Source organism: Pseudomonas antarctica, assembly GCF_900624995.1.
Lineage (GTDB): Bacteria > Pseudomonadota > Gammaproteobacteria > Pseudomonadales > Pseudomonadaceae > Aquipseudomonas > Aquipseudomonas antarctica.
This window is the reverse complement of sequence record NZ_UYXQ01000002.1, coordinates 80,706-101,527: the sequence shown is the minus strand read 5'-3', so window position 1 is coordinate 101,527 and position 20,822 is coordinate 80,706. Positions and strand designations below refer to the sequence as shown.

The 20,822-nt window shown below is 60.1% G+C and carries 17 protein-coding genes; 15 read left to right on the top strand and 2 right to left on the bottom strand.

Going from position 1 to position 20,822, the window contains the following annotated elements; translation table 11 throughout:
* The first annotated feature begins 39 nt into the window (after nt 1–39).
* From waaF to E0F99_RS02175, 7 genes are read left to right on the top strand one after another with little or no spacing between them, the layout of a single operon-like run.
* Nucleotides 40–1,074, top strand: a complete 1,035-nt coding sequence (gene waaF / locus E0F99_RS02205; RefSeq protein ID WP_083355606.1) for a lipopolysaccharide heptosyltransferase II — start codon at nt 40–42, stop codon at nt 1,072–1,074.
* Between the two features lies 1 nt (nt 1,075).
* Nucleotides 1,076–2,137, top strand: a complete 1,062-nt coding sequence (gene waaC / locus E0F99_RS02200; protein WP_083355605.1) for a lipopolysaccharide heptosyltransferase I — start codon at nt 1,076–1,078, stop codon at nt 2,135–2,137.
* Nucleotides 2,137–3,261, top strand: a complete 1,125-nt coding sequence (locus tag E0F99_RS02195; RefSeq protein ID WP_083355604.1) for a glycosyltransferase family 4 protein — start codon at nt 2,137–2,139, stop codon at nt 3,259–3,261. The genes waaC and E0F99_RS02195 overlap by 1 nt, the downstream gene beginning before the upstream one ends.
* On the top strand, nt 3,258–4,064 hold the full coding sequence (rfaP, locus tag E0F99_RS02190; protein ID WP_083355603.1) for a lipopolysaccharide core heptose(I) kinase RfaP: 807 nt from the start codon (nt 3,258–3,260) through the stop codon (nt 4,062–4,064). Before E0F99_RS02195 ends, rfaP begins: the two co-directional genes overlap by 4 nt.
* Entirely contained in the window at nt 4,064–4,798 is a 735-nt protein-coding gene (locus E0F99_RS02185) for a lipopolysaccharide kinase InaA family protein (protein ID WP_083355602.1), read from the top strand. The genes rfaP and E0F99_RS02185 overlap by 1 nt, the downstream gene beginning before the upstream one ends.
* The gene (locus E0F99_RS02180; RefSeq protein WP_083355601.1) at nt 4,795–5,547 is read left to right on the top strand and encodes a lipopolysaccharide kinase InaA family protein; all 753 of its coding nucleotides are present in this window, start codon (nt 4,795–4,797) and stop codon (nt 5,545–5,547) included. The genes E0F99_RS02185 and E0F99_RS02180 overlap by 4 nt, the downstream gene beginning before the upstream one ends.
* Nucleotides 5,547–6,998, top strand: a complete 1,452-nt coding sequence (locus E0F99_RS02175) for a lipopolysaccharide kinase InaA family protein (protein ID WP_083355600.1) — start codon at nt 5,547–5,549, stop codon at nt 6,996–6,998. Before E0F99_RS02180 ends, E0F99_RS02175 begins: the two co-directional genes overlap by 1 nt.
* Nucleotides 6,999–7,898: 900 nt before the next feature.
* Here E0F99_RS02175 and E0F99_RS02170 read toward each other — a convergent pair.
* The gene (locus tag E0F99_RS02170) at nt 7,899–9,980 is read right to left on the bottom strand and encodes a TonB-dependent receptor family protein (RefSeq protein WP_083355599.1); all 2,082 of its coding nucleotides are present in this window, start codon (nt 9,978–9,980) and stop codon (nt 7,899–7,901) included.
* A gap of 194 nt (nt 9,981–10,174) precedes the next feature.
* On the opposite strand from E0F99_RS02170, the gene E0F99_RS02165 reads away from it, so the two are divergent.
* From E0F99_RS02165 to E0F99_RS02130, 8 genes are all read left to right on the top strand, one after another.
* Complete coding sequence (locus E0F99_RS02165; RefSeq protein WP_083355598.1) at nt 10,175–10,510, top strand: YceK/YidQ family lipoprotein; 336 nt, start codon at nt 10,175–10,177, stop codon at nt 10,508–10,510.
* A 165-nt stretch (nt 10,511–10,675) separates the two neighbouring features.
* On the top strand, nt 10,676–12,433 hold the full coding sequence (locus E0F99_RS02160; protein WP_017138507.1) for a carbamoyltransferase family protein: 1,758 nt from the start codon (nt 10,676–10,678) through the stop codon (nt 12,431–12,433).
* On the top strand, nt 12,417–13,547 hold the full coding sequence (locus tag E0F99_RS02155) for a glycosyltransferase (protein WP_083355597.1): 1,131 nt from the start codon (nt 12,417–12,419) through the stop codon (nt 13,545–13,547). Before E0F99_RS02160 ends, E0F99_RS02155 begins: the two co-directional genes overlap by 17 nt.
* The gene (locus tag E0F99_RS02150; protein WP_083355596.1) at nt 13,547–14,443 is read left to right on the top strand and encodes an antimicrobial resistance protein Mig-14; all 897 of its coding nucleotides are present in this window, start codon (nt 13,547–13,549) and stop codon (nt 14,441–14,443) included. Before E0F99_RS02155 ends, E0F99_RS02150 begins: the two co-directional genes overlap by 1 nt.
* Nucleotides 14,440–15,855, top strand: coding sequence for a PIG-L deacetylase family protein (locus E0F99_RS02145; RefSeq protein WP_083355595.1), 1,416 nt, complete (start codon nt 14,440–14,442; stop codon nt 15,853–15,855). The genes E0F99_RS02150 and E0F99_RS02145 overlap by 4 nt, the downstream gene beginning before the upstream one ends.
* Before the next feature lie 57 nt (nt 15,856–15,912).
* Entirely contained in the window at nt 15,913–16,797 is an 885-nt protein-coding gene (locus tag E0F99_RS02140; protein WP_083355594.1) for a DUF6625 family protein, read from the top strand.
* Entirely contained in the window at nt 16,794–17,948 is a 1,155-nt protein-coding gene (locus tag E0F99_RS02135; protein ID WP_083355593.1) for a glycosyltransferase family 4 protein, read from the top strand. Before E0F99_RS02140 ends, E0F99_RS02135 begins: the two co-directional genes overlap by 4 nt.
* Nucleotides 17,945–18,829 carry a glycosyltransferase gene (locus E0F99_RS02130; RefSeq protein ID WP_083355592.1) on the top strand — a complete coding sequence of 295 codons (885 nt, stop codon included), beginning with the start codon at nt 17,945–17,947 and terminating at the stop codon, nt 18,827–18,829. Before E0F99_RS02135 ends, E0F99_RS02130 begins: the two co-directional genes overlap by 4 nt.
* A 43-nt stretch (nt 18,830–18,872) precedes the next feature.
* On the opposite strand, the gene E0F99_RS02125 is transcribed toward E0F99_RS02130, so the two are convergent.
* A complete protein-coding gene (locus E0F99_RS02125) occupies nt 18,873–20,729 on the bottom strand; it encodes a bifunctional O-antigen ligase/aminoglycoside phosphotransferase family protein (RefSeq protein WP_083355591.1) in 1,857 nt (618 codons plus the stop codon).
* Nucleotides 20,730–20,822: the final 93 nt, after the last annotated feature.

Genomic DNA, 20,822 nt, shown 5'->3' with positions numbered 1-20,822 from the left:
GGGAGGCATAAGCCTCCCCGCATCGTTTGTGGAAACTACATGAATATTCTGATCGTTGGGCCCAGTTGGGTCGGTGACATGGTGATGGCACAGACACTGTTCCAGTGCCTGAAACAGCGTCATCCTGACTGCCAAATCGACGTGCTCGCCCCCGAGTGGAGCCGGCCGATCCTCGAGCGCATGCCCGAGGTGCGCAAGGCCTTGAGCTTCCCGCTCGGCCACGGTGCCCTCGAGCTGGCAACGCGCCGTCGTATCGGCAAATCCCTGGCCGGCCAGTACGACCAGGCGATCCTGCTGCCCAATTCGCTGAAGTCGGCGCTGGTGCCGTATTTTGCCGGCATCCCGAAACGCACCGGCTGGCGCGGCGAGTTTCGCTACGTGTTGCTCAACGACGTGCGCACCCTCGACAAAGCGCGCTATCCGCTGATGATCGAACGCTTCATGGCCCTGGCCTATGAGCCCGGCGCCGCATTGCCGACGCCGTACCCGCGCCCGAGCCTGCAGATCGACCCGGTGACCCGTGACGCAGCCCTAGCCAAGTTCGGCCTGATGCTCGACCGCCCAGTGCTGGCGCTGTGCCCAGGCGCCGAGTTCGGCGAGTCCAAACGCTGGCCGTCGGAGCATTACGCCAACGTCGCCGAGATGAAGATTCGTGAAGGTTGGCAGGTGTGGCTGTTCGGTTCGAAAAATGATCACGCAGTGGGCGAAGACATCCGTCAGCGCCTGATTCCCGGCCTGCGCGAAGAAGCGGTGAACCTCAGCGGCGACACGTCCTTGGCCGAGGCCATCGACCTGTTGTCCTGCGCCGATGCAGTGGTGTCCAACGACTCCGGCTTGATGCACGTGGCCGCTGCGTTGAACCGCCCACTGGTGGCGGTGTACGGCTCGACGTCACCAGGCTTTACCCCACCGTTGGCTGACAACGTCGAAGTGGTGCGCCTGGGCCTGGAGTGCAGCCCGTGCTTCGACCGTACTTGCCGTTTCGGCCACTACAATTGCCTGCGCCAGTTGCTGCCGCAACCGGTCAGCGATGCCTTGCAGCGGTTGCAGGGCTCTGTGGTCGAGGTTCGTTAGTTTGCGAGTACTGGTAATCAAGACCTCATCCCTGGGCGATGTGATCCACGCCTTGCCGGCACTGACCGATGCAGCGCGGGCAATCCCCGGCATTCGCTTTGACTGGGTGGTGGAAGAAGGCTTCGCCGAAATCCCCACCTGGCACCCAGCGGTGGACAAGGTCATCCCGGTGGCGATTCGTCGCTGGCGCAAAAACATCTGGCAAACCCTCAAGAGTGGCGAATGGCGACGTTTCAAACAGCGCGTGCAGTCGACTAAATACGACTTGGTGATCGACGCTCAAGGCCTGCTCAAAAGTGCCTGGCTGACACGCTACGTGCGTGCCCCAGTGGCCGGTTTCGACAAGCACTCGGCCCGCGAGCCAATGGCCGCACGCTTCTATTCGCGGCGCTTGGCCGTTGCCCGTGGGCAGCATGCGGTGGAGCGTTTACGCCAGCTGTTCGCCGTGGCGCTGGGCTATGACCTGCCAAAAGGGTTGGGCGACTACGGCCTGAGCACTGAAAAACTGCTCGGCCTGCCGCCGAAAAAACCTTTTGTACTGCTGCTGCACGGCACCACCTGGGACACCAAGCACTGGCCCGAAGCCTATTGGCGCGAGCTGGCTGAGCGCATGGGCCGCCTGGGTGTAGACGTGAAGTTGCCGTGGGGCAATGCCGACGAAAAAGCCCGCGCCGAACGCTTGGCCCAAGGCCTGCCAAACGCCGAAGTGCTGCCCAAGCTGAACCTGGCCGGCGTGGCCCGTGTGTTGGCCAGCGCCCGCGCCTGCGTGGCGGTCGACACCGGTCTCGGCCACTTGGCCGCTGCGTTGGACGTGCCGACCATTTCCCTGTTCGGCCCCACGAACCCCGGCCTCACCGGCGCCTACGGCAAGGGCCAGATTCACCTGGCCAGCGACTTCCCGTGCGCGCCGTGCCTGCAAAAGCACTGTACCTATCAACCCACGGCCGACGACCTGCGTCGGTTCGACATCAAACGCGAGTCGCCCCTGTGCTTCACGCGCTTGAACCCTGAGCGTGTGGCAAGCCGACTGAGCACGTTGTTACTGGCTGAGGAGCTGCACTGATGCAACTGGCTTTTGTTCTGTACAAATATTTTCCCTTCGGTGGCCTGCAGCGCGACTTCATGCGTATCGCCCTGGAGTGCCAGCAGCGCGGCCATCAGATTCGTGTCTACACGCTGATCTGGGAGGGCGACATTCCGCCCGGCTTCGAAGTGTTGGTGGCGCCGGTCAAGGCGTTCTTCAATCACCGTCGCAATGAAAAGCTCAGCGCGTGGATGGAAGCCGATTTGGCCAAGCGTCCGGTGGATCGCCTGATCGGGTTCAACAAAATGCCCGGCCTGGACGTGTACTACGCCGCCGACGGCTGCTTTGAAGACAAGGCGCAAAACCTGCGCCACTCGCTGTACAAAAGTTTTGGCCGCTATAAGCACTTTGCCGAGTACGAGCGCGCGGTGTTCGCCAAGGAGGCCAAAACTGAAGTCCTGATGATTTCCGAAGTGCAGCAGCCGCTGTTTATCAAGCACTACGACACACCGCTGGAGCGCTTCCACCTGCTGCCACCGGGCATCGCCCAGGACCGCCGCGCGCCGCCGAATGCCGCCGAAATCCGCGAAGGTTTCCGCAAGGAATTCAACCTCGCCGACGGTGACCTGCTGCTGGTGCAAATCGGTTCCGGTTTCAAGACCAAAGGTGTCGATCGCAGCCTCAAGGCCGTGGCCGCGTTGCCGTCGGAACTGAAAAAACGCACCCGACTGTTTGTAATTGGCCAGGACGACCCCAAAGTATTCCAGTTGCAGAGCGCCACATTGGGGCTGGGCGATAACGTGCAGTTTCTCAAAGGGCGCAGCGATATTCCGCGTTTCCTGCTGGGCGCCGACCTGTTGATCCACCCGGCGTACAACGAAAACACCGGTACTGTGTTGCTCGAAGCCCTAGTGGCCGGGTTGCCGGTGCTGGTCTCGGCCGTGTGTGGTTATGCTCACTACATCAGCGAGGCCGACAGTGGTCGGGTGCTGGATGAGCCGTTTGAACAAACGCAGCTCAACCACTACCTGACCCAAATGCTCACCGACACTGCACAGCGCGCGGCCTGGAGCCGCAACGGGTTGGCCTTCGCCGAGACGGCCGACCTCTACAGCATGCCGCAGCACGCGGCCGATGTGATTCTGGCGGAGCCAAAACGATGAAGTTGATGCTTGCCGAACCGTTCAAGACCCTCTGGGATGGGCGTGATGCCTTCGCCGAGGTCGAGCGGCTGGAAGGCGAGGTGTACCGTGAGCTCGAAGCCCGCCGCACCTTGCGTACCGAGGTGGATGGGCGTGGCTATTTTGTGAAGATCCACCGTGGCATCGGCTGGGGCGAGATCGTCAAGAACCTGGTCACCGCCAAGCTGCCGGTGCTCGGCGCGGGCCAGGAATGGCAGGCCATCCAACGCCTGCAGGAACTCGGTGTGCCAACCATGACCGCCGTGGCCTACGGGGAGCGCGGCAGTAACCCGGCCGACCAACACTCATTCATCATCACTGAAGAATTGGCGCCCACCGTCAGCCTGGAAGATTTCAGCATCAACTGGGTCAAGCAGCCGCCCGAGCCGCGCCTCAAGCGCGCGCTGATCGCTGAAGTGGCCCGCATGACCGGCATGATGCATCGCGGCGGAGTCAACCATCGCGACTGCTACATTTGCCACTTCCTGCTGCACACCGATAAGCCAGTGACCTTCGATGACTTCAAGCTGTCGGTGATCGACCTGCACCGCGCCCAGACCCGCGACAGGATCAGCCATCGCTGGCGCGACAAAGACCTGGCTGCGCTGTACTTCTCGGCGCTGGATATCGGCCTGACGCGCCGTGACAAGTTGCGCTTCCTCAAGGGCTACTTCCAGCAACCGCTACGCCAGATCCTTGCCGAAGAAAACGCCTTGTTGCAGTGGCTGCAAACCAAGGCCGACAAGCTGTATGCGCGCAAACAACGCTACGGGGATGCGCTCTGATGGCGGGTTGGAACCTGGAGCCCGCTTACGCCGCCCTGGCGGATGATTTTGGCAGCCTTGAGGCGGTGTTTGCCCTGCAAGGCGAGCGCCTGACCCGCGATCCGCTGTCGGAAGTGATCCGGGTGGAGCGTGGCGGGGTTAATTACTACGTCAAGCGCTACGTCGGTGCCGGCAAAGGCTTGCGCCGCTACTTGGGCAAGCCACGGGTGAAGTCCGAGTGGCAGAACCTCAAGCGCTTCGCCAAGTGGGGCATTCCCACTGCTGACGTGGTGGCCTGGGGCCTGGAGCGCACGGGCTTGGCCTACGCGCGTGGTGCGATGATCACCCGCGAGTTGCCGAAAACCGAAGACCTGTCGGTGCTGGCTGATCGCAACGATCCGTGTTTGAAAGACCCAAAGTGGGTCAGCGCGGTCAGTCGCCAGCTCGCCGAATATACCCGCACCATGCACGAGCACCGTTTCACGCATAACGATTTGAAGTGGCGCAACCTGCTGGTCGATGACCAGCAAACCCTGTACCTGATCGATTGCCCCAACGGTGACTTCTGGCGCGGCTTCTGGCTCAAGTACCGCATTACCAAGGACTTGGCCTGCCTCGACAAGGTCGCCAAGTATCACTTGTCGGCCACTCAGCGCCTGCGCTTTTACATGCAATACCGCCAACGCACGCACCTGACGACGTCGGACAAACAGCGAATTCGCCATGTGGTGAAGTTTTTCGAGGGACGCGAATGAGTGATTTCCTGGCGGCCGAAGACCGCGCCTTACTTGAGCGCAACGGCCTCGCTACCTTCGATGCCCTGTGGGCCAGGCAACTGGACGCAGTGGATGAACCCAACACCAGCGATGGTGGCTGGAGCAGCGTGTTTCGCCTGGAGCTCGAAGGTCAGGGTTATTACCTCAAGCGCCAGAGCAACTACCTGACGCGCACGCTGCACAAGCCGTTTGGCGAGCCAACCTTCGCCCGCGAGTTTCGCAATATCAGCCGTTATCAGACGCTTGGTATCCCGGCTCTGCAAGCCGCATTTTTCGGTGAGCGCAAGGTCAATGGCGAGCGTCATGCGATGTTGCTGACCCGCGCCCTCGACGGCTGGAATGACCTGGATTCGTTGCTGGAACAGTGGTCGCAACTGACGGACGCCCAGCACCGTGCGATCCTGCTGGCCTGCGGCCAACTGGCTCGGCATCTGCACAGCGTCGGCCAGGTGCATGGCTGCTTTTACCCCAAGCATATTTTCCTGCAGGCCGCCGGTGACGCTTATGCCGCGCAGTTGATTGACCTGGAGAAAACTCGCCCGCTGTTGTTCGGCCGGCGTGATCGGGTCAAGGACCTGGAACCGCTGCTGCGCCGCGCGCCGCAATGGTCGGATGCGCAGGTGCGCCAACTGCTGGCCGCCTATCTGCAACAGCCTGAAGACAGCGCGCCGGTGGCCGCCTGGTTCCAGCGTCTGACGGCGCGCCGCAGCCATAAGGAGAACCGCTGATGCGTTTGTCCGAGCTGAAAAAAGCCGGCCGCGCGCCGAGCCTGCCGCTGACCATCGAGCTGGCGGACGCCGCGGGCACCGGGCAGTTGCAATTGCTCAGCCTGTTGCGCGTGATGCCGGGCGAGCGCTATGTGGGCGCCGGCGTCTGGCGCGGGCGCACGGTGCTGGCCAAGTTACTGGTGGGCAGCAAGGCCGCGCGCCACTTTCAGCGCGAACTCAGCGGCGTGCGTCTGCTTGCCGAGCAAGGCCTCACCACGCCGCGGTTGCTCGCCGATGGCTTGCAGGAAGGCGAGGGCGGTTGGCTGCTGTTCGAATTTATCGAAGGCGCCGAAAGCCTTGCCGATGCCTGGCAGGCGGTCGAGGCGTTGCCGCCGTTGGCCGATGAGCAAACCGCCGTGCTCGCTGAAGCGTTGGCGGCGATTGCACAGATGCACGCCAAAGGCCTTTGGCAGGAAGACCTGCACCTGGACAACCTGCTGCGCCAGAACGGCAAGCTCTACCTGATTGACGGTGCCGGGATTCGTGTCGAAGAGGCGGGAAAACCGCTGTCGCGTAACCGCGTACTGGAAAACCTCGGGGTGTTTTTTGCGCAGTTGCCGAAAAACCTTGCGCCGTTCACCGAAGAGCTGCTGGTGTACTACCTGCTGAGCAATGGCGAACATGCCGTGCCGCTGGAGGCCCTGGAAAAACAGGTGCGCAACGTCAGCGCCTGGCGCTTGAAGGACTTTTTAAACAAGGTTGGCCGCGAGTGCACGCTGTTCAGCGTGGTGCGTGGCGCCTTTGCCTTGCGCGCGATTCGTCGCGAGGAAGAGGCCGCGATGCTGCCGGTGTTGGAGCAGGCTGATGCATTGCTCGATCAAGGCCACCTGTACAAAACCGGTGGTGCGGCCAGCGTGGGCAAGGTCGAGGTGGCCGGTCGGCCGCTGGTGATCAAGCGCTACAACATCAAGGGCTTTGCCCATTGGCTCAAGCGCTTCTGGCGCCCGAGCCGTGCCTGGCATTCCTGGCGCGAAGGCAACCGCCTGGCGTTTCTGGGGATTGCCACGCCCAAGCCGCTGGCGGTATTGGAGACGCGGTTCTTCTGGCTGCGCAGCCGTGCGTATCTGGTGACGGAGTTCTTGCCGGGGCCGGACATCATCGAGCGTTTCGCGCCTTATGTTGAGCACGGCGATGCGCCCGAAAATGAACTGTTGGCGCTGGATCACCTGTTTGCCGAGCTGATTCGTGAGCGCATCAGCCATGGTGATTTCAAAGGCCACAACCTGTTCTGGCACGCCGACCGCTGGGCGTTGATTGACTTGGACGCCATGTGCCAACACAGCTCAGTCGCCAGCTTCGCGCCAGCATTTGCCAAGGATCGCGCGCGGTTTATGCGCAACTGGCCGCAGAGCAGTGCGTTGTACCAACTGATCGATCAGCGTTTGCCCAAAGAGATCGGCGTCGCCGGTTAAAGCGGACCTTCGGCCCTATCGCGGCATAGGTATCTACGCAACTTTTTATGGGTTGAGTTCTTTGGTTGTCGCGGGGGGCGCTGGGTACATATCCGTTGCTGCGGTAACGGCTGATATGGGTTCCGCTCTTACAGCGGGTCGCTTTTGGAAAAGAGCCCGGAATGCCGGCCCAGCCAAAAGTAACCAAAAGGGCTCTTGCCCCACCACTCGGCACCTCGCCTAAGCTCGGTGTGCCCTCACGCAGGCTTTGGAGCGGGGGCCAGCGTGGTTTAACGGGGCGCCTCAGATCAAGATCAAAAGCAAAAGCACGGCGGCCTAGTAGCCGACCTGATATCTGAAACTGAACTCAATCTAATGTGGGGGGCTTGCCTGCGATGGCATCAACTCGGTGCACTTGATGGACCGAGGTGTCTGCATCGCAGCGGTGCGGCGATCCGACAAGCCAGCTCCCACAGAAAAGCAGAGCACTGCGGTGCTGGCAGTCGAACTCGGTCAAAATTGTGGGAGCGGCGGTGCGACGACTCGACTTGCTCGCGAATGCGGTGGGTCAGTTACACATGAGCTGGCTGACCCACCGCATTCGCGAGCAAGCCCGCTCCCACATTGGGATCTCATTACATCAGCTAGATAGGGTGATGCTCTGCTTCTGCTTCTGCTCTGCCTTCGTTCTGGCATGCCGAGCCTAGGCTACGCACCGAATGGTGGGCGAAGACCTTTTGCTTACTTTTGGGTCTTTCCAAAAGTGAGCCGCTGTAGGAACGGAACCTTAAGCAGCCGTTACCGCAGCAACGGATAGGTACTCATATCTACCTAAAAACCCCGCCAAAAGCTTAGTGCAACACAAAAAGTTGCGTAGATACCCGTGCCGCGATAGGGCCGCCTAGGTGCCGCGTGGTCTGATCAGAACTGATATTCAGCCCCAGCTCCCGCATACCATGACCTTCCCGGTGCCGCTTCGTAATAGCGCAAGTTGCCGTCCCCGACAATCACCGAACCCACGTACTGGCGATCCAGCAAGTTATCCAAACGCAAGGTCTGGTGAAAGGTCCAGTGCTCGACCTTCTGCTCAAAGCGCGCACGCCAGTTGAATACGCTGTAGCCCGGCGCGGCGCTTTGCTGGTTGGTGTCTTCGACGTAGACCTTGCTGCGGTACATGCCTTCGATGGCGGTGCTGACCCAGTCGCGGGGCTTCCAGTTCAGCTCGGCGAAGAGGGTGGTTTGGGGCACGCCGGGGAGGTAGTTGCCTTTGTCGATGGCTTTCCCGTTGCCGATGAAGTCACTGTCGTAGGTGGCTTGCAGGCGGGTGTAGGCGAGGCTTGTGCTCCAGTGGTCGCTGAGCTGGCTTTCAAGGCCCAGTTCGAAGCCACGGCGCAGGGTGCGGCCGGCATTTTGATAAGTGGTGCGCCCGTCCTTGGATTGCGCCACAACCAACTCGTCTTCGGTGGTGATCTGAAAAAGGGCGGCGTTAAGGCGCGTGTCTTGGCCGATCCGCGCTTTCAAACCGACTTCATACTGCTTGCTGACCGACGGCTTGAGCGCAAAGTTGAAGCCGTTTGAGGTGCGCGAATAGGCGGACTCCGCCTGGGTCGGCGTTTCGAAGCCTTTGCCCGCGCTCACGTAACCATGCAGGTCTGGCGTGAAGGCGTACATCACGCTCACTGACGGCGTGTTCTTCTGGTAGGTCTTGCTGCCGCTGTCGTTGCCGTCGCTGAGAAAGTGGTCGTCCACGTCCATCTTCAGGGTGCTGTGGCGCAGGCCGGCTTGCAGGGTCCAGTCGCCCAGCAGCCAGTTGACTTGCACGAACGGGTCGAGGCTGGTGGCGGTGTCGATTTCGTCGCGGCCCAAGGCGCCTTTGACGCCGTGCACGCCATTGACGGTGTTGGAATAGCCTTGGCGATCATCCTGGCTGCGGTCGTAGTCGAGGCCGGTGATCAGGGTCAGGTCGCCGGGGGCGCTGGTGATCGGTTGCAGCCAGTGGATGGAGCCGCCGTAGAATTTTCTATCGAAGTCCACGACGCCACCGCGCTTGTCTGCGGGAGTGCCGCCCGGAATCGACAAATACTGAATCACACTCCGCCGCCCTGTATACGCGTTCACCTGCAACGTCGCATCGCCGATGTAGCGCTCGTAATTCATGCCCAATTGCTGATGATCGATGCTTTTTCGCGTGTTGTACTGCAGCGCGGCGGGATCCACAGAGCGCGGATCTGCTTTATAGGCTGCCCATTTCTGCCCCAGCGGGTCCTGCGTACCGTTCTGCTCCAGGCTGCTGTAAATCAGCGCCAGTTTGCTGTCGTCATCCGGCTCGAAGTTCAGCTTGGCAAAGGTCTGGTCGCGACGGGCGCTGCTGTGGTCGCGGTAGCCGTCGGTGTCCATGCGCGAGGCGTCGAGCACGAAACCCGCGCCGTTGGCTGCGCCTTCGGCCGTCAGGTGGTGCTTGCTCAGGCCGTCGCTGCCCACCAGGGTTTCAGCGCCGATACGCGGCGGCCCTTCGCCGTTGCGGGAAAACATCTGGATCACCCCGCCGGCGTTGCTGCCGTACAAAGTGGCCGCCGGGCCGCGCAGGACTTCGATGCGCTCGGCGGTGTCGAGGTTGAAGGTGGCGGCCTGGCCCTGGCCGTCCGGGGTGCTAGCGGGAATGCCATCAGCCATCAGCTTGATGCCGCGCACGCCAAACGCCGAACGGGCACCGAAGCCGCGCGAGGAAATCTGCAGGTCCTGCGCGTAGTTCTGGCGGTTCTGCACCACCAGGCCGGGCACGCGCGACAGGGCTTCGCAGGCGCTGATGCCGAGTTGGCCGTCGCTGATTTGCTCGTGGCTGATGCTGTCCACCGAGTACGGCAGGTCGAAGGTCGGGCTGGCGCTACGTGAACCGGTGACGACACTGGGATCGAGGATCAGTGGTGCGTCATCGGCCAGCGTGGTGTCGCTCAAGGCGAGCAGGCCGGGCAGCAACAAGGTGAGGCGGGTGAACGTTTTCATGGTCAGCCAAGGTCTGTGGCGCATACGAGATAAGCACGCAAAAGGGCGCGAGTTTAGTGGTTCAGGCGATATTAATCATTTGAGATTCTTCCTACGCTGTATTGGCTCAAACCTTATGATGCAGTCAAATTCTTCGGTGTTACCGTAATCGATTCTGCTAATAACAATGGCCAATGGGCCAGAAGGAGTGGTTCATGAGGAGTGCGTCGAAGGTCTTGTGGATAACTGTGTGTCTGGCGCTGGCCGGTTGTGGAACGATCAATACCGTCATGCGTGAAGAGGGTGTCGCTGCCCGCGAACTCAAGAGCCAGAAAACCTACTGTCAGTCGATTCCCTGGGTTTACAGCGGTGTTGGCTACAACTTTTGCCGGCTCAACGGAGACCCAAATCCTCACGCTGCGTTTGACGGCCAGGTGAACTTTATACCGTTTATCTTTGTAGACTCTTTGATTTCGGGGGTGCTGGATACTGCCCTGCTGCCGTATACGATTTATAGGCAAAGCACCGACGGCAGTATCATTATCCGCTAAGGCCGGGCGTAGGCATTGCCCTCAACACGGGGCTAATTACCACAGGGATATTCCCGTCACGTTTACGCTATAATCTCGCCCTTTAGCTGTTTCTCGCCCCGGCGAGAGGCACACTTTTTTCAGGCGTAACCCGCCTGCATGCAGACTAAAAGAGGCTAGACCCCTGTGGCATTGACGATTCTTGGCCTGTCCGGCGCCCTTAGCCATGATCCTTCCGCAGCCTTGTATATCGACGGCAAGCTGATCGCGGCCGCCGAAGAAGAGCGCTTCGTACGCGACAAACATGCAAAGAACCGCATGCCCTACGAGTCGGCGAAGTTCTGCCTGGAGCAAGCCGGCATCAAGCCTTCCGACGTTGACGTGGTAGCGATTCCATTCGCCCCGATCAGCTTGTTCGGCGAGGCGCGCTGGCACTATGCCAAGCGTTACTGGTACGCCCCGGACCGCGCCCTTGACGCGATCCTGATGGGTAACCGTCGCTACAAGCGCTATCGCAACAAGATCGTCTGGTGCCTGGAGCAACTGGGCTTCGATCCGAAGAAAATCAAGATCGAACCGGTTGAACACCACCTGGCCCACGCTTCCAGCGCTTACCACTGCTCCGGCTTCCAGGAGAAAACCGCGATCCTGGGCATCGACGGCAAGGGTGAGTACGCCACCACGTTCTTCGGCTACGGCGAAAACGGCAAGATCCACAAGATCAAAGAATTCTACGATCCGGACTCCCTCGGCGGCCTGTACGGCGCGATCACCGAGTTCCTCGGTTTCGAGATGCTCGACGGTGAGTTCAAGGTCATGGGCATGGCGCCGTATGGCGACGCCAGCAAGTACGATTTCTCGCGCCTGGCCTCGTTTGAAAACGGCGAGTTGGTGATCAACACCGATTATGCCAACGTCATCGGCCTGCGCCGCTACAAAGAGAAGGGCAAGGGTTTCTACTTCTCGCCAAAGCTGATCGAGTGGCTGGGCCCCAAGCGCGAAGGCGACATCGCCGACGAACCTTACATCCACTACGCGGCCAGCATGCAAGCGCTGTTCGAGAAGCTGGCCCTGCAGATGATCGACCACTATTTGGGCGACATCCTCAAGGACACCGGCAAGCTGGCGTTCGCCGGTGGCTGCGCGCTGAACGTCAAGCTGAACCAGAAGATCATCGCTCGCGATGACGTCAAAGAGCTGTTCGTGCAGCCGGCGTCCGGCGATGCCGGCACCGCCGTCGGCGCGGCCGCCTATGTGTCTCACGCCCGTGGTGTGCCGGTGGAGAAGATGGAGCACGTCTATCTCGGCCCGTCCTACAGCAACGAAGACGTGATCGCCGCGTGCGCCAAACACGAAAGCAAGCCGGTGTGGCGCAAGATCGAAAACATGCCTAAGCGCATCGCCAAGATCATGGTCGATGGCAACCCGGTGGCCTGGTTCCAGGGCCGCATGGAGTTTGGTCCGCGCGCCCTGGGCGGTCGTTCGATCATCGGTTGCCCAAGCGCTACCGGCGTGGCTGACCGCATCAATCACCAGATCAAGTTCCGCGAGCGCTGGAGGCCTTTCTGCCCGTCGATGCTCGACACTGTGGCCCCACAGATGATCAAGGTCGATCACCCGGCACCGTTCATGACCTTTACCTTCGAAGTGTCGGAAGAGTGGAAGACCCGTGTGCCGGAAGTGGTTCATGAAGACGGCACTTCCCGTGCCCAGGTGCTCAAGCGCGAATACAACCCGCGCTACTACGACATGATGAAGGAGCTGGAAGTGCTCACCGGTAACGGCGTGTCGCTGAACACGTCGCTCAACCGTCGTGGCGAAGCGATGATTTGCTCGCCGACCGATGCGCTGAACATGTTCTTCGGCTCCGACCTGCAGTACTTGATCATGGAAGACATCCTGGTCGTCAAAGACGGCGTGGACCCTTATGACTCGGTCGGCTGATCGCCACGTCCTGCAGTTCTGCCACGGCTATGACGGGCCGTTTCTGGATTGCGCGCGGCAATACGCCAGCCTGTTCGCAGGCGCCGGCTACAAAGTGACCACGGTGTTTCTCACCGGGGTCGCTGACCCCGCAGTGGCTGCCGGTTGCGCCTCTGATGAAGTGTTGTTCATGGAGTTCAGCTCCAAGGCCATTCGTGGCCTGAAGCTGGGCGCGATCCGTGAGCTGCGCAAGATCGCCGCATCGCGCAATTTCAGTTTCTGCATCGCCCACCGGTTCAAGCCGATCTACATCGCCTTGCTCGGCACGCGCCTGCCGGTGATTGGCGTGCATCACGCGTTTGGTGATTATCAGCGTCGCAGCCGCAAGCTGTTTGCGTCGATTTTCCGCAAGCGCCTGAGCCTGCTCGGTGTGTCCGATGCGGTGCGTGATGATATGCGCCGCTGCCTGCCGGCTTGGCCTGCGGCGCGTATCCAGACCTTATATAACCGCATCGATGTTGAGGCCATGCAGGCGCTGCAGGTTCCGGCCGAAGTTGCGCGGGATGCCTTGGGGCTGTCGCCGGACGCGTGGGTGGTCGGCAACGTCGGCCGCCTGCATCCGGACAAGGACCAGGCGACCTTGCTCAAAGGCTTTGCCTTGGCATTGCCGCATTTGCCGGCGCAGAGTCGCCTGGCGATCCTCGGCACCGGGCGGTTGGAGAAAAACCTCAAGGCGTTGGCCCGCGAACTGGGGATTGCCGAGCAGGTGCTGTTCCTCGGCCAGGTGCCGGATGCACGCCGGTATTTCCGTGCGTTCGACGCCTTTGCCCTGAGCTCCGACCACGAACCTTTCGGCATGGTACTGCTGGAGGCCATGGCCGCCGGCGTACCGCTGCTGGCAACCGCGTGTGGTGGCGCCCGGGAAGTGGTCGAAGGCGTGGGTATTCTGTTTCCCTACGGGGATGCCGAACACCTGAGTCAGGGGCTTCGGCACCTGTCGGCGATGGACCGTCAACAACACCAGCAGTGTGCCGAAATGATGCTCGAACGCCTGCAACAGCGGTTCTCGGATCAGGCGGTTCGCGATACCTTCTGGCAACTGCCGCACGTTACTGAACTGACCGCGAGGGCTTGATGCTCAATCGATTCCAAGGCTGGCGCGAACGTGGCTGGTCCGTCGTTGACGCGTCTACCTACAGTGGCGCCTGGCAGCGTTACGGTGGCAGTGTTGCCACGCATCCGCAGGTGGTTGAACGCCTGGCTGGCCTGGCCGACATTCCCGTGCGCTACTTGGCGTGGGAACAAGGCGGCGAGCTCAAGGCGTGCATTGCGACCTGGGGGCGCGACTTGGCCTTGTCCAAGGACGTACTCAAACGGCATGGCAAGAAGGGCCTGTTCGACTTGGGCAATGCCGAGTTGATCCTGCCCGCCGCCGCGCACGCCCAGGCGCCTTTGCGCCATCGCGCGCGCTACCTGTCAGCGCTCAATGAAGGCCGTTTTGCCGGCCTCAAGCCCCAGGCCGAGCAATTGGCCATGGCGCGTACCCCGGAAGAATTGTCGAAGAAGTTTCGCTATAACCAGCGCCGCGAGTTGCGTTTGCTGGAAGAGGCGGGCGGCGTGGTACGGCCAGTGCAAGATTTCTCCAGTGCCGAGCTGGCGACGATTTATTGCGATTTGTTCCAGCGCCGCTGGGGCTTTGTCGCCACCGGTGCCGAGCGCATGGCACACGTGATCGAGTTGCTGCGTGAGTGGCTGATCGGTTCGGTGATTTTCCTCAACGATGCGCCGATCGCCATTCAGTTGGTCTACCGCGTTGAAGCGCCGGAGTGGGTCAGCGTCGAGTACATCAATGGCGGCGTAGACCCTCAAACCCGTGCGTTCAGCCCGGGTAGCGTGCTGAGCTTCCTCAATACGCAAAGTGCCTGGGAGCAGGCCCGTGAAGTCGGCAAGCCGCTGCGGTTTTCATTCGGCCGGGCTGACCGCGAATACAAAGACCGTTGGTGCAACCCCGTACCGGTATTTAACGTATGAGTGAGTCGACGAGCCGTAAGCAGGCGCTGCTCAAGCGTCACCGCCGCAATAAACGCATGAGCCTGCTGGCAGGTTTGCTGCTGTTGATTGGCGTGGGTGTTTTGGTGGCCTGGTGGCTGCCACTGGTGCTGGCGGTCGTGGCCTGGGTGGCCCATGAAGCCTGGTTTGCCGACCATCTGTTTTACTCGCCCAAGGACGACTACCAGTATCAATTTGCAGCGGATACCGAGCAGCCCAAGGTCACTCTGACCAACGGCCGATTGGTGCTTGACGAGGCGCTGGAACTGGTGGGCGATGAGACCCTGATCCTTGCGTTGCGTCTCAAAAGCGGTGTGTTGGGTCGCTTTATCGATCCGTTTATTGGATTGCCAGGGGCTGATCGCCAGGTGTTCGAGCGTGGCGTCAATGGTTTGCGCTATCTGAACCTCACCGGCCAGGTGCAGGCCTTGCTCGATGGGCAACTGCTGCTGAAGGCTCGATTCTGCCGTGTGCAGGGTGCGCCGGTGCTGTCGGTATTCCGTCAAGCCGATGTGCGTCAGCAACGGGTGATGGTCATTGCGCCGCATGCCGATGATGCGGAGCTGGCCGCCTTTGGCCTTTACAGCCAGGCGACTCAACCTTGGATCGTGACCTTGACGGCCGGAGAGATCGAAGCCGAGCACTATCAGCAGATGGGCCTGGGCAAGCCTGATGCTGCACGTCTGAAGGGCCGCTTGCGTGCCTGGGACAGTATCGCAGTGCCGCGTTGGGCTGGGGTGGCGCAGGAGCAGTGCGTTCAGCTGGGGTATTTCTGCCTACAGTTGGCCGCGATGAAGGCTGAGCCTGATCGTGCCGTGACCTCTCGAGAGGCTGAATTGAGCGATATCCGTGTGTTTCGCCAATTCAACCCGTTCCCCTTGCCGGCGGATGCCGACGGCCAGCCGACCTGGAACAACCTGTTGGCTGACCTGCGCGCCGTGCTGCTGATGGCTCGCCCCGAGGTCGTCGTGCTGCCCCATCCTGTGCTCGACCCACACCCTGACCATATCTGCGCGCAGCAAGCCGTATTGGAAGCCCTGCAGGGGCTGGAATGGCAGCCGACTGTGTTGCTCGGTTACGCCAATCATCTGCATGACAATGACCGCTGGCCGATGGGAGATTCGGGCAATGGTATCGCTTTGCCACCATGCTTTGATTCGACGTACACTCTGCGGCCTTATTGCCTGCCGGTGTCCGAAGAACGCCAGTGTGACAAAGCCATGTCGCTTGGCATGATGCATGACTTGCAACCGCGGATGCCGTTCAAGCGGCGCGTGCGGCGGGTCATACAACGCCTGCTGGCTGGAAGGGCCATCTCGCCTTGGGGTGAGAATGAGTTTTTCCGCAAAGCCATTCGGCGACACGAACTTTTTTGGTTCATCAAGCACAATTAACGTTAAACAACGTGGTGGAGTGCTGAGCGCTCCCGTAAAAATGACAGTGAGTCCCCAGTGATCAATCCGTGCCCCCGCATCCTGTTCCTCATTCCTTACTTTGGCCAATGGCCTTTCTGGATGCCGTTTTTTCTCGAAAGCTGCCGACACAATGCGGATATTGATTGGCTGTTGTTCAGTGATTGCCCGATACCGGACAACGTTCCAGACAATGTCAGAATTGAAAACATCAGCTTTGGCGATTACTGCACGTTGGTTTCAAACCGCTTGAACATCAATTTTGCGCCTCAGGCGGCTTATAAATTGTGTGACATCAAGCCTGCGCTGGGGCATATCCACGCTGATCGCCTCGAAGGCTACGATTTTTGGGCGTTTGGCGACCTGGACCTGATCTATGGCAATTTGCGCCGGTATTTCACCGCTGACCGCTTGGCCGGTTATGACTTGTTCTCGACCCATGAACGACGCGTCGCCGGCCATTTGTGCCTGATGCGTAATACCGCCAGAAAGCGCCAAGTCTTCATGCAGATCAAGGATTGGAAAGCACGCTTTGCCGATCAGGAGCATCATGCGCTGGATGAAGGCGCGTTCAGCAGGATTTTCCTGTGGCGCAAGAATTTTCCGAAGCCATTGTTCCAGTTGGTTGGCAAACTGAACCCGTGGCGCCGTCGCAGTGAGTTCACTGAGGCGTTCAGTACGCCGGGTGGTGTGATCAAGTGGCATGACGGCAGTGATCGTTTCCCACACCAATGGTTCTGGAACAACGGTCGCTTGACCAACGACAGGGATGGTGACCGGGAATTTCCGTATTTCCATTTTGTCTGCTGGAAACGTAATCAGTGGCCGTTGGTGCCGCCGCCGAGCGTCGAGTACACCCAGACGCTGGCTGCTGAGACATCCTGGGTTGTTGATGCCACAGGTTTCCATCGAGGAGAGTTATGAGTCGGCCTTTCAAGGTCCTGCAATTGCAGCCTGACTACAATGTTAAATCCCATGATTTTGCCGACTTGGCCGAACAGATCGTCAAGGCATTGCCTGCGGACCGCTATGAAGTCACCGCCGCGTTCCTGCGTGGCCGGCCAGCGCCTGGAGGGCCGGTCAGTCGCGCGGCGACCTCCGTCTACTTCGAGTTTTCCGACGCGTCACTCAAGGGCTTGAGGCTGCGCGCCATGTGGCAGTTGTATAAGTTCTGCCGCAGGGAAAAGTTTGACGTCGTGGTGTGCAACCGCTTCAAGCCGGTCAACATGATGTTGCAGTTGAACCGTTGGTTGAAGATTCCGCTGTGTATCGGTATCTCCCACGGCTTCGGCGAGTATGACCGTCTGTACCGCCGCAAGCAGGCGCAGCGCTGGGTCGACGAGCACTGGCGTTTTGTCGGTGTGTCGCCGGCGGTCAAGCAGTACCTGCTGGACTGCAACTGCGGGTTTACCGATAGCAATACCTACGCCATCACCAATGCCATCGATATCGAGCAGGCCGAAGCCTTGCAGCATTCGCGTGAACGCGCACGCGAGCTGCTGGGCATCGACCCGTCGGTGCGGTTGATCGGCGCCCTGGGGCGCTTGGTGCCTGTCAAAGGCCACACCTATTTGTTGCAGGCGTTCGCGGCACTTAAAGACAAGTACCCTACGGCGCAGCTCGCCATCATCGGCGCGGGGCGCGAGGCCTCCAACCTGGCCGCGCAAATCCAGAGCCTGGGACTCGATGGGCGTGTGCAGTTGTTGGGCTTCAAGGAAAATGCCCTACAGTACGTTCGCGCCTTCGACATTTGGGCGATGCCCTCGCTGGCAGAGGGCCTTGGCCTGGCACTGTTGGAGGGCATGAGTGGTCGCCTGCCGGTGATCGCCTCAAACGTACCGGCCATGTTGCCACTGATTAAAGGGGCGGGCGGCTTGGCGGTAGAGCCAGCTAACGTTCCCGAACTGACCCAGGCGCTGGACACTTACTTGGCACTGCCTGATGAGGCACTCGCGCAAAAAGGCGAGCAGGCCTACCAGTACCTTCAGGCGCAGCACGATATTGAGGTATTCCGTCAGGAATACCTGGATCTGATTGATTCAGGATTGGCTCAAGCACGCAGGAACAACGTATGAACCAGAGTCAGCCCTTGGTCACAGTGATCATTGCGTCTTACAACCATGCTCCCTACATCGAGCAAAGCATCCTCAGCGTCTTGAACCAGACGTATCCCAACATTGAACTGTTGGTGATTGACGATGGGTCGACCGACGACAGTGTCGAGCGTATTCGTCGGTTGCAGGAACACCACACCTTCGACTTTCGCGTCCAGCAGAACCAAGGCCTGACCAACACGCTCAATGGCGCGATTGCACGCTCCCAAGGCCCGTTGGTTGTGCCGTTCGGTTCCGACGACATCATGTTGCCAGAGCGGATTGCGACCCAAGTGGCCTATATGGATGGCAAGCCGGAGGTGGGGATCTGTGCGGGTAACATCGAACTGATCGACGCCCAAGGCGAGCTGTTTCCTGAGAAGCGCCAGCGTCGCGACGTGCCGTTTCGGCGCCTGGACTTCGACGATATGTTCCTGGAGCGCAAACCGTACCCGCCCGCACCCACGCTGATGATCCGGCGCGAGGCGCTGGAGAAGGTCGGTGGGTTTGATCCGAAGATCCGCCTGGAAGACTTGTTGATCGAGTTGAAAATTACCCGCGCCGGGTACTTTATCGACGGCTTGAGCGTGGTGATGGCCCGCTATCGCAAGCACGCCACCAACTCGTACAAGAATCATCGATTCATGATCGACAACATCCTGCGCTCGTACGCGTTGTTCAGTGACCACCCGCAGTATGACGAGGTGCGCTACAAGTTCCTCAGCTCCATGTTCCTCAAGACCGCCAACCGTGATCGTCAGTTGGCGCGCGAGCTGCTGGCACAGATTCCGTTCCGGGCCTGGAATAAGAAAACCTGGCGCGGCTTGAGCCGGTTGTATTTTTCCCCGCTGGAGAAAGACTGATAGCGCATTGTGCGCCCCAGCCCTGGGGCGCACAGGCTTGCTGTTAGGCGCCGGGGCGCGCGAGTGTCAGCACTTGCTCACGCAGCTTTACTGTGGCTTGCGGCGAGGCTACTGACGCATAGCCCTTGGCCAACTGTTCAAAATGGGTTTCGAACAACCAGCTGCGATCCTGCGGATAACGCTGCATGTGCTTCACGTTGCGCTGGCGCAGGGTGTTACGCAGTGCCGACGGATAAATGCGCATATCGGCCACGTCGATTAGCCCGAACTCACCATCTTCCAAAAGCAGGACATTGCCCAAGTGCAGCGAGCGGAAGTACACACCGCGTTCGTGCAGCTGTGCCATGAACCGACCAAAGCGTTCGATCAGCGACTCTCGCAGGCTGTTGTCCAGGCTCTGCAGCGCCTGGCGCAAGGTCAGGCCCGGTAGCGGCTGATAACGCACGGCACTGCTGCCATCTTGCAGGCAATACAGATCAAGGATGGGGGGGGAAGCAATGCCAAGCCGCGCCAGCTGTTCGCTGTTGCTGGCGAATCGCTGCGAATAAGGGCTGAACCCACCGGTGGTGTACCAGCGACGCGCCCTGAACAGCTTGAGGAAACTGCCGTCTTCCAAGCGCAGGACTTTCGGTCCAAGGCCATCTTCCTCGATGACGTGAGCGCCGTTTTGCAGCGCTCCGAAGTCCTGTGGCGCCGGTGTTTTGACCGGCATACGCAGCAGGCTGCGACGACGCTGTGCGATGCTCAGGCCGGCCAGCAGTGCTAATGGGATCCACAGCAAAAACCAGTGCTCCTTGGGGCGCGAGAGGATGCCGCCGCCCTCGGTCAAGCCGGCACCGATGCCATAGGCCAGCAGGGCGGAGCCGAGGATAAACAGTGGCTGTGCCCTCTCCTTGAGGCCTTTGTAGAGGCCCCAGCCAAGCATGAATACCCACGGGATAAAGCCGATGATGCCGACGTAATAGAGCACGCCGAGGGCGAAGCTGTGGGGCTCGACCAGTTGGAAGCCGTTGGCCAGAACCAGGCTCAAATCGGCGTTGAAACTGTGGCCGATCAAGGGGTGCTCGGCGATACGCTGTAACGTAAGGGTCCACAATTCAAAACGGAATGAACTGCCACGTTCAGTGATGGATTCGGGGTAAAACAGAAGCAGCGCCGCAGCGCCCAGCACCAGCGTGACGATCATCAGCGCGGAACGACGATTACGGCTGACAAAGGCGATCCAGAGCGCGGCCAGCGTCAGCGCAACCAGTGGCGTTCGTGAGCCGGTGGCCAGGATCGTGGCTGTCATGATCGCCAGCGCCGGTGCGCTGAACCACAACACCCGCAGGCGTTGAGTCGTGATGCAGACATACAGCCAGTAAATGCAGAAGAAACCGAAGACGTGGGAGCTGAGCAACGGATTATCGAGGGCGCCAAGGCCACCGATCATGCGCATGCCCGGCTCGAAGCCTTTGACGAATGCCACCAGATTGCACAGGCTTACCACCAGCGCAATGAGCGCAGCGCTGAAAAATATCGGCTTGAGCAGATCGTTACGGTAATGCAGCAGCAACCCACAGCCGGCAAACAACATGAAGGTGTGCAGCGGCACCTTGAACAGGTTGGAATCGTAGATAGGTTCCGGGCTCCACAGCACGCTGGTCATTGCCCAGGCGCAAAATGCCAGGAAGGCGACCACCAAAGGCTCACGCAGTAACTCTTTGATCTCCCGTGGGCGCAAGCACAGCAACAGCAAGGTCGGCACGCTGAAAAAGCCGTAGTAGAACCGGTGCATGACATTGCGATTAGTGACGTAGAACAGCGAACTCAGTAGCAACAACAAGCCAATGGGCAAAATCCATAGGACCAGGAAGTCGAAAACGCGATTTGAGCCATAAGTTAGGCGCTTGGAGTGCATACGGTAGAAGCCATTCCAGAATAGAGAAAGCCGACTATCTTAAAGTAGTGGCTATTTAATGTCGCCGGTTGGATCCAACCGAGCCACGGGTCA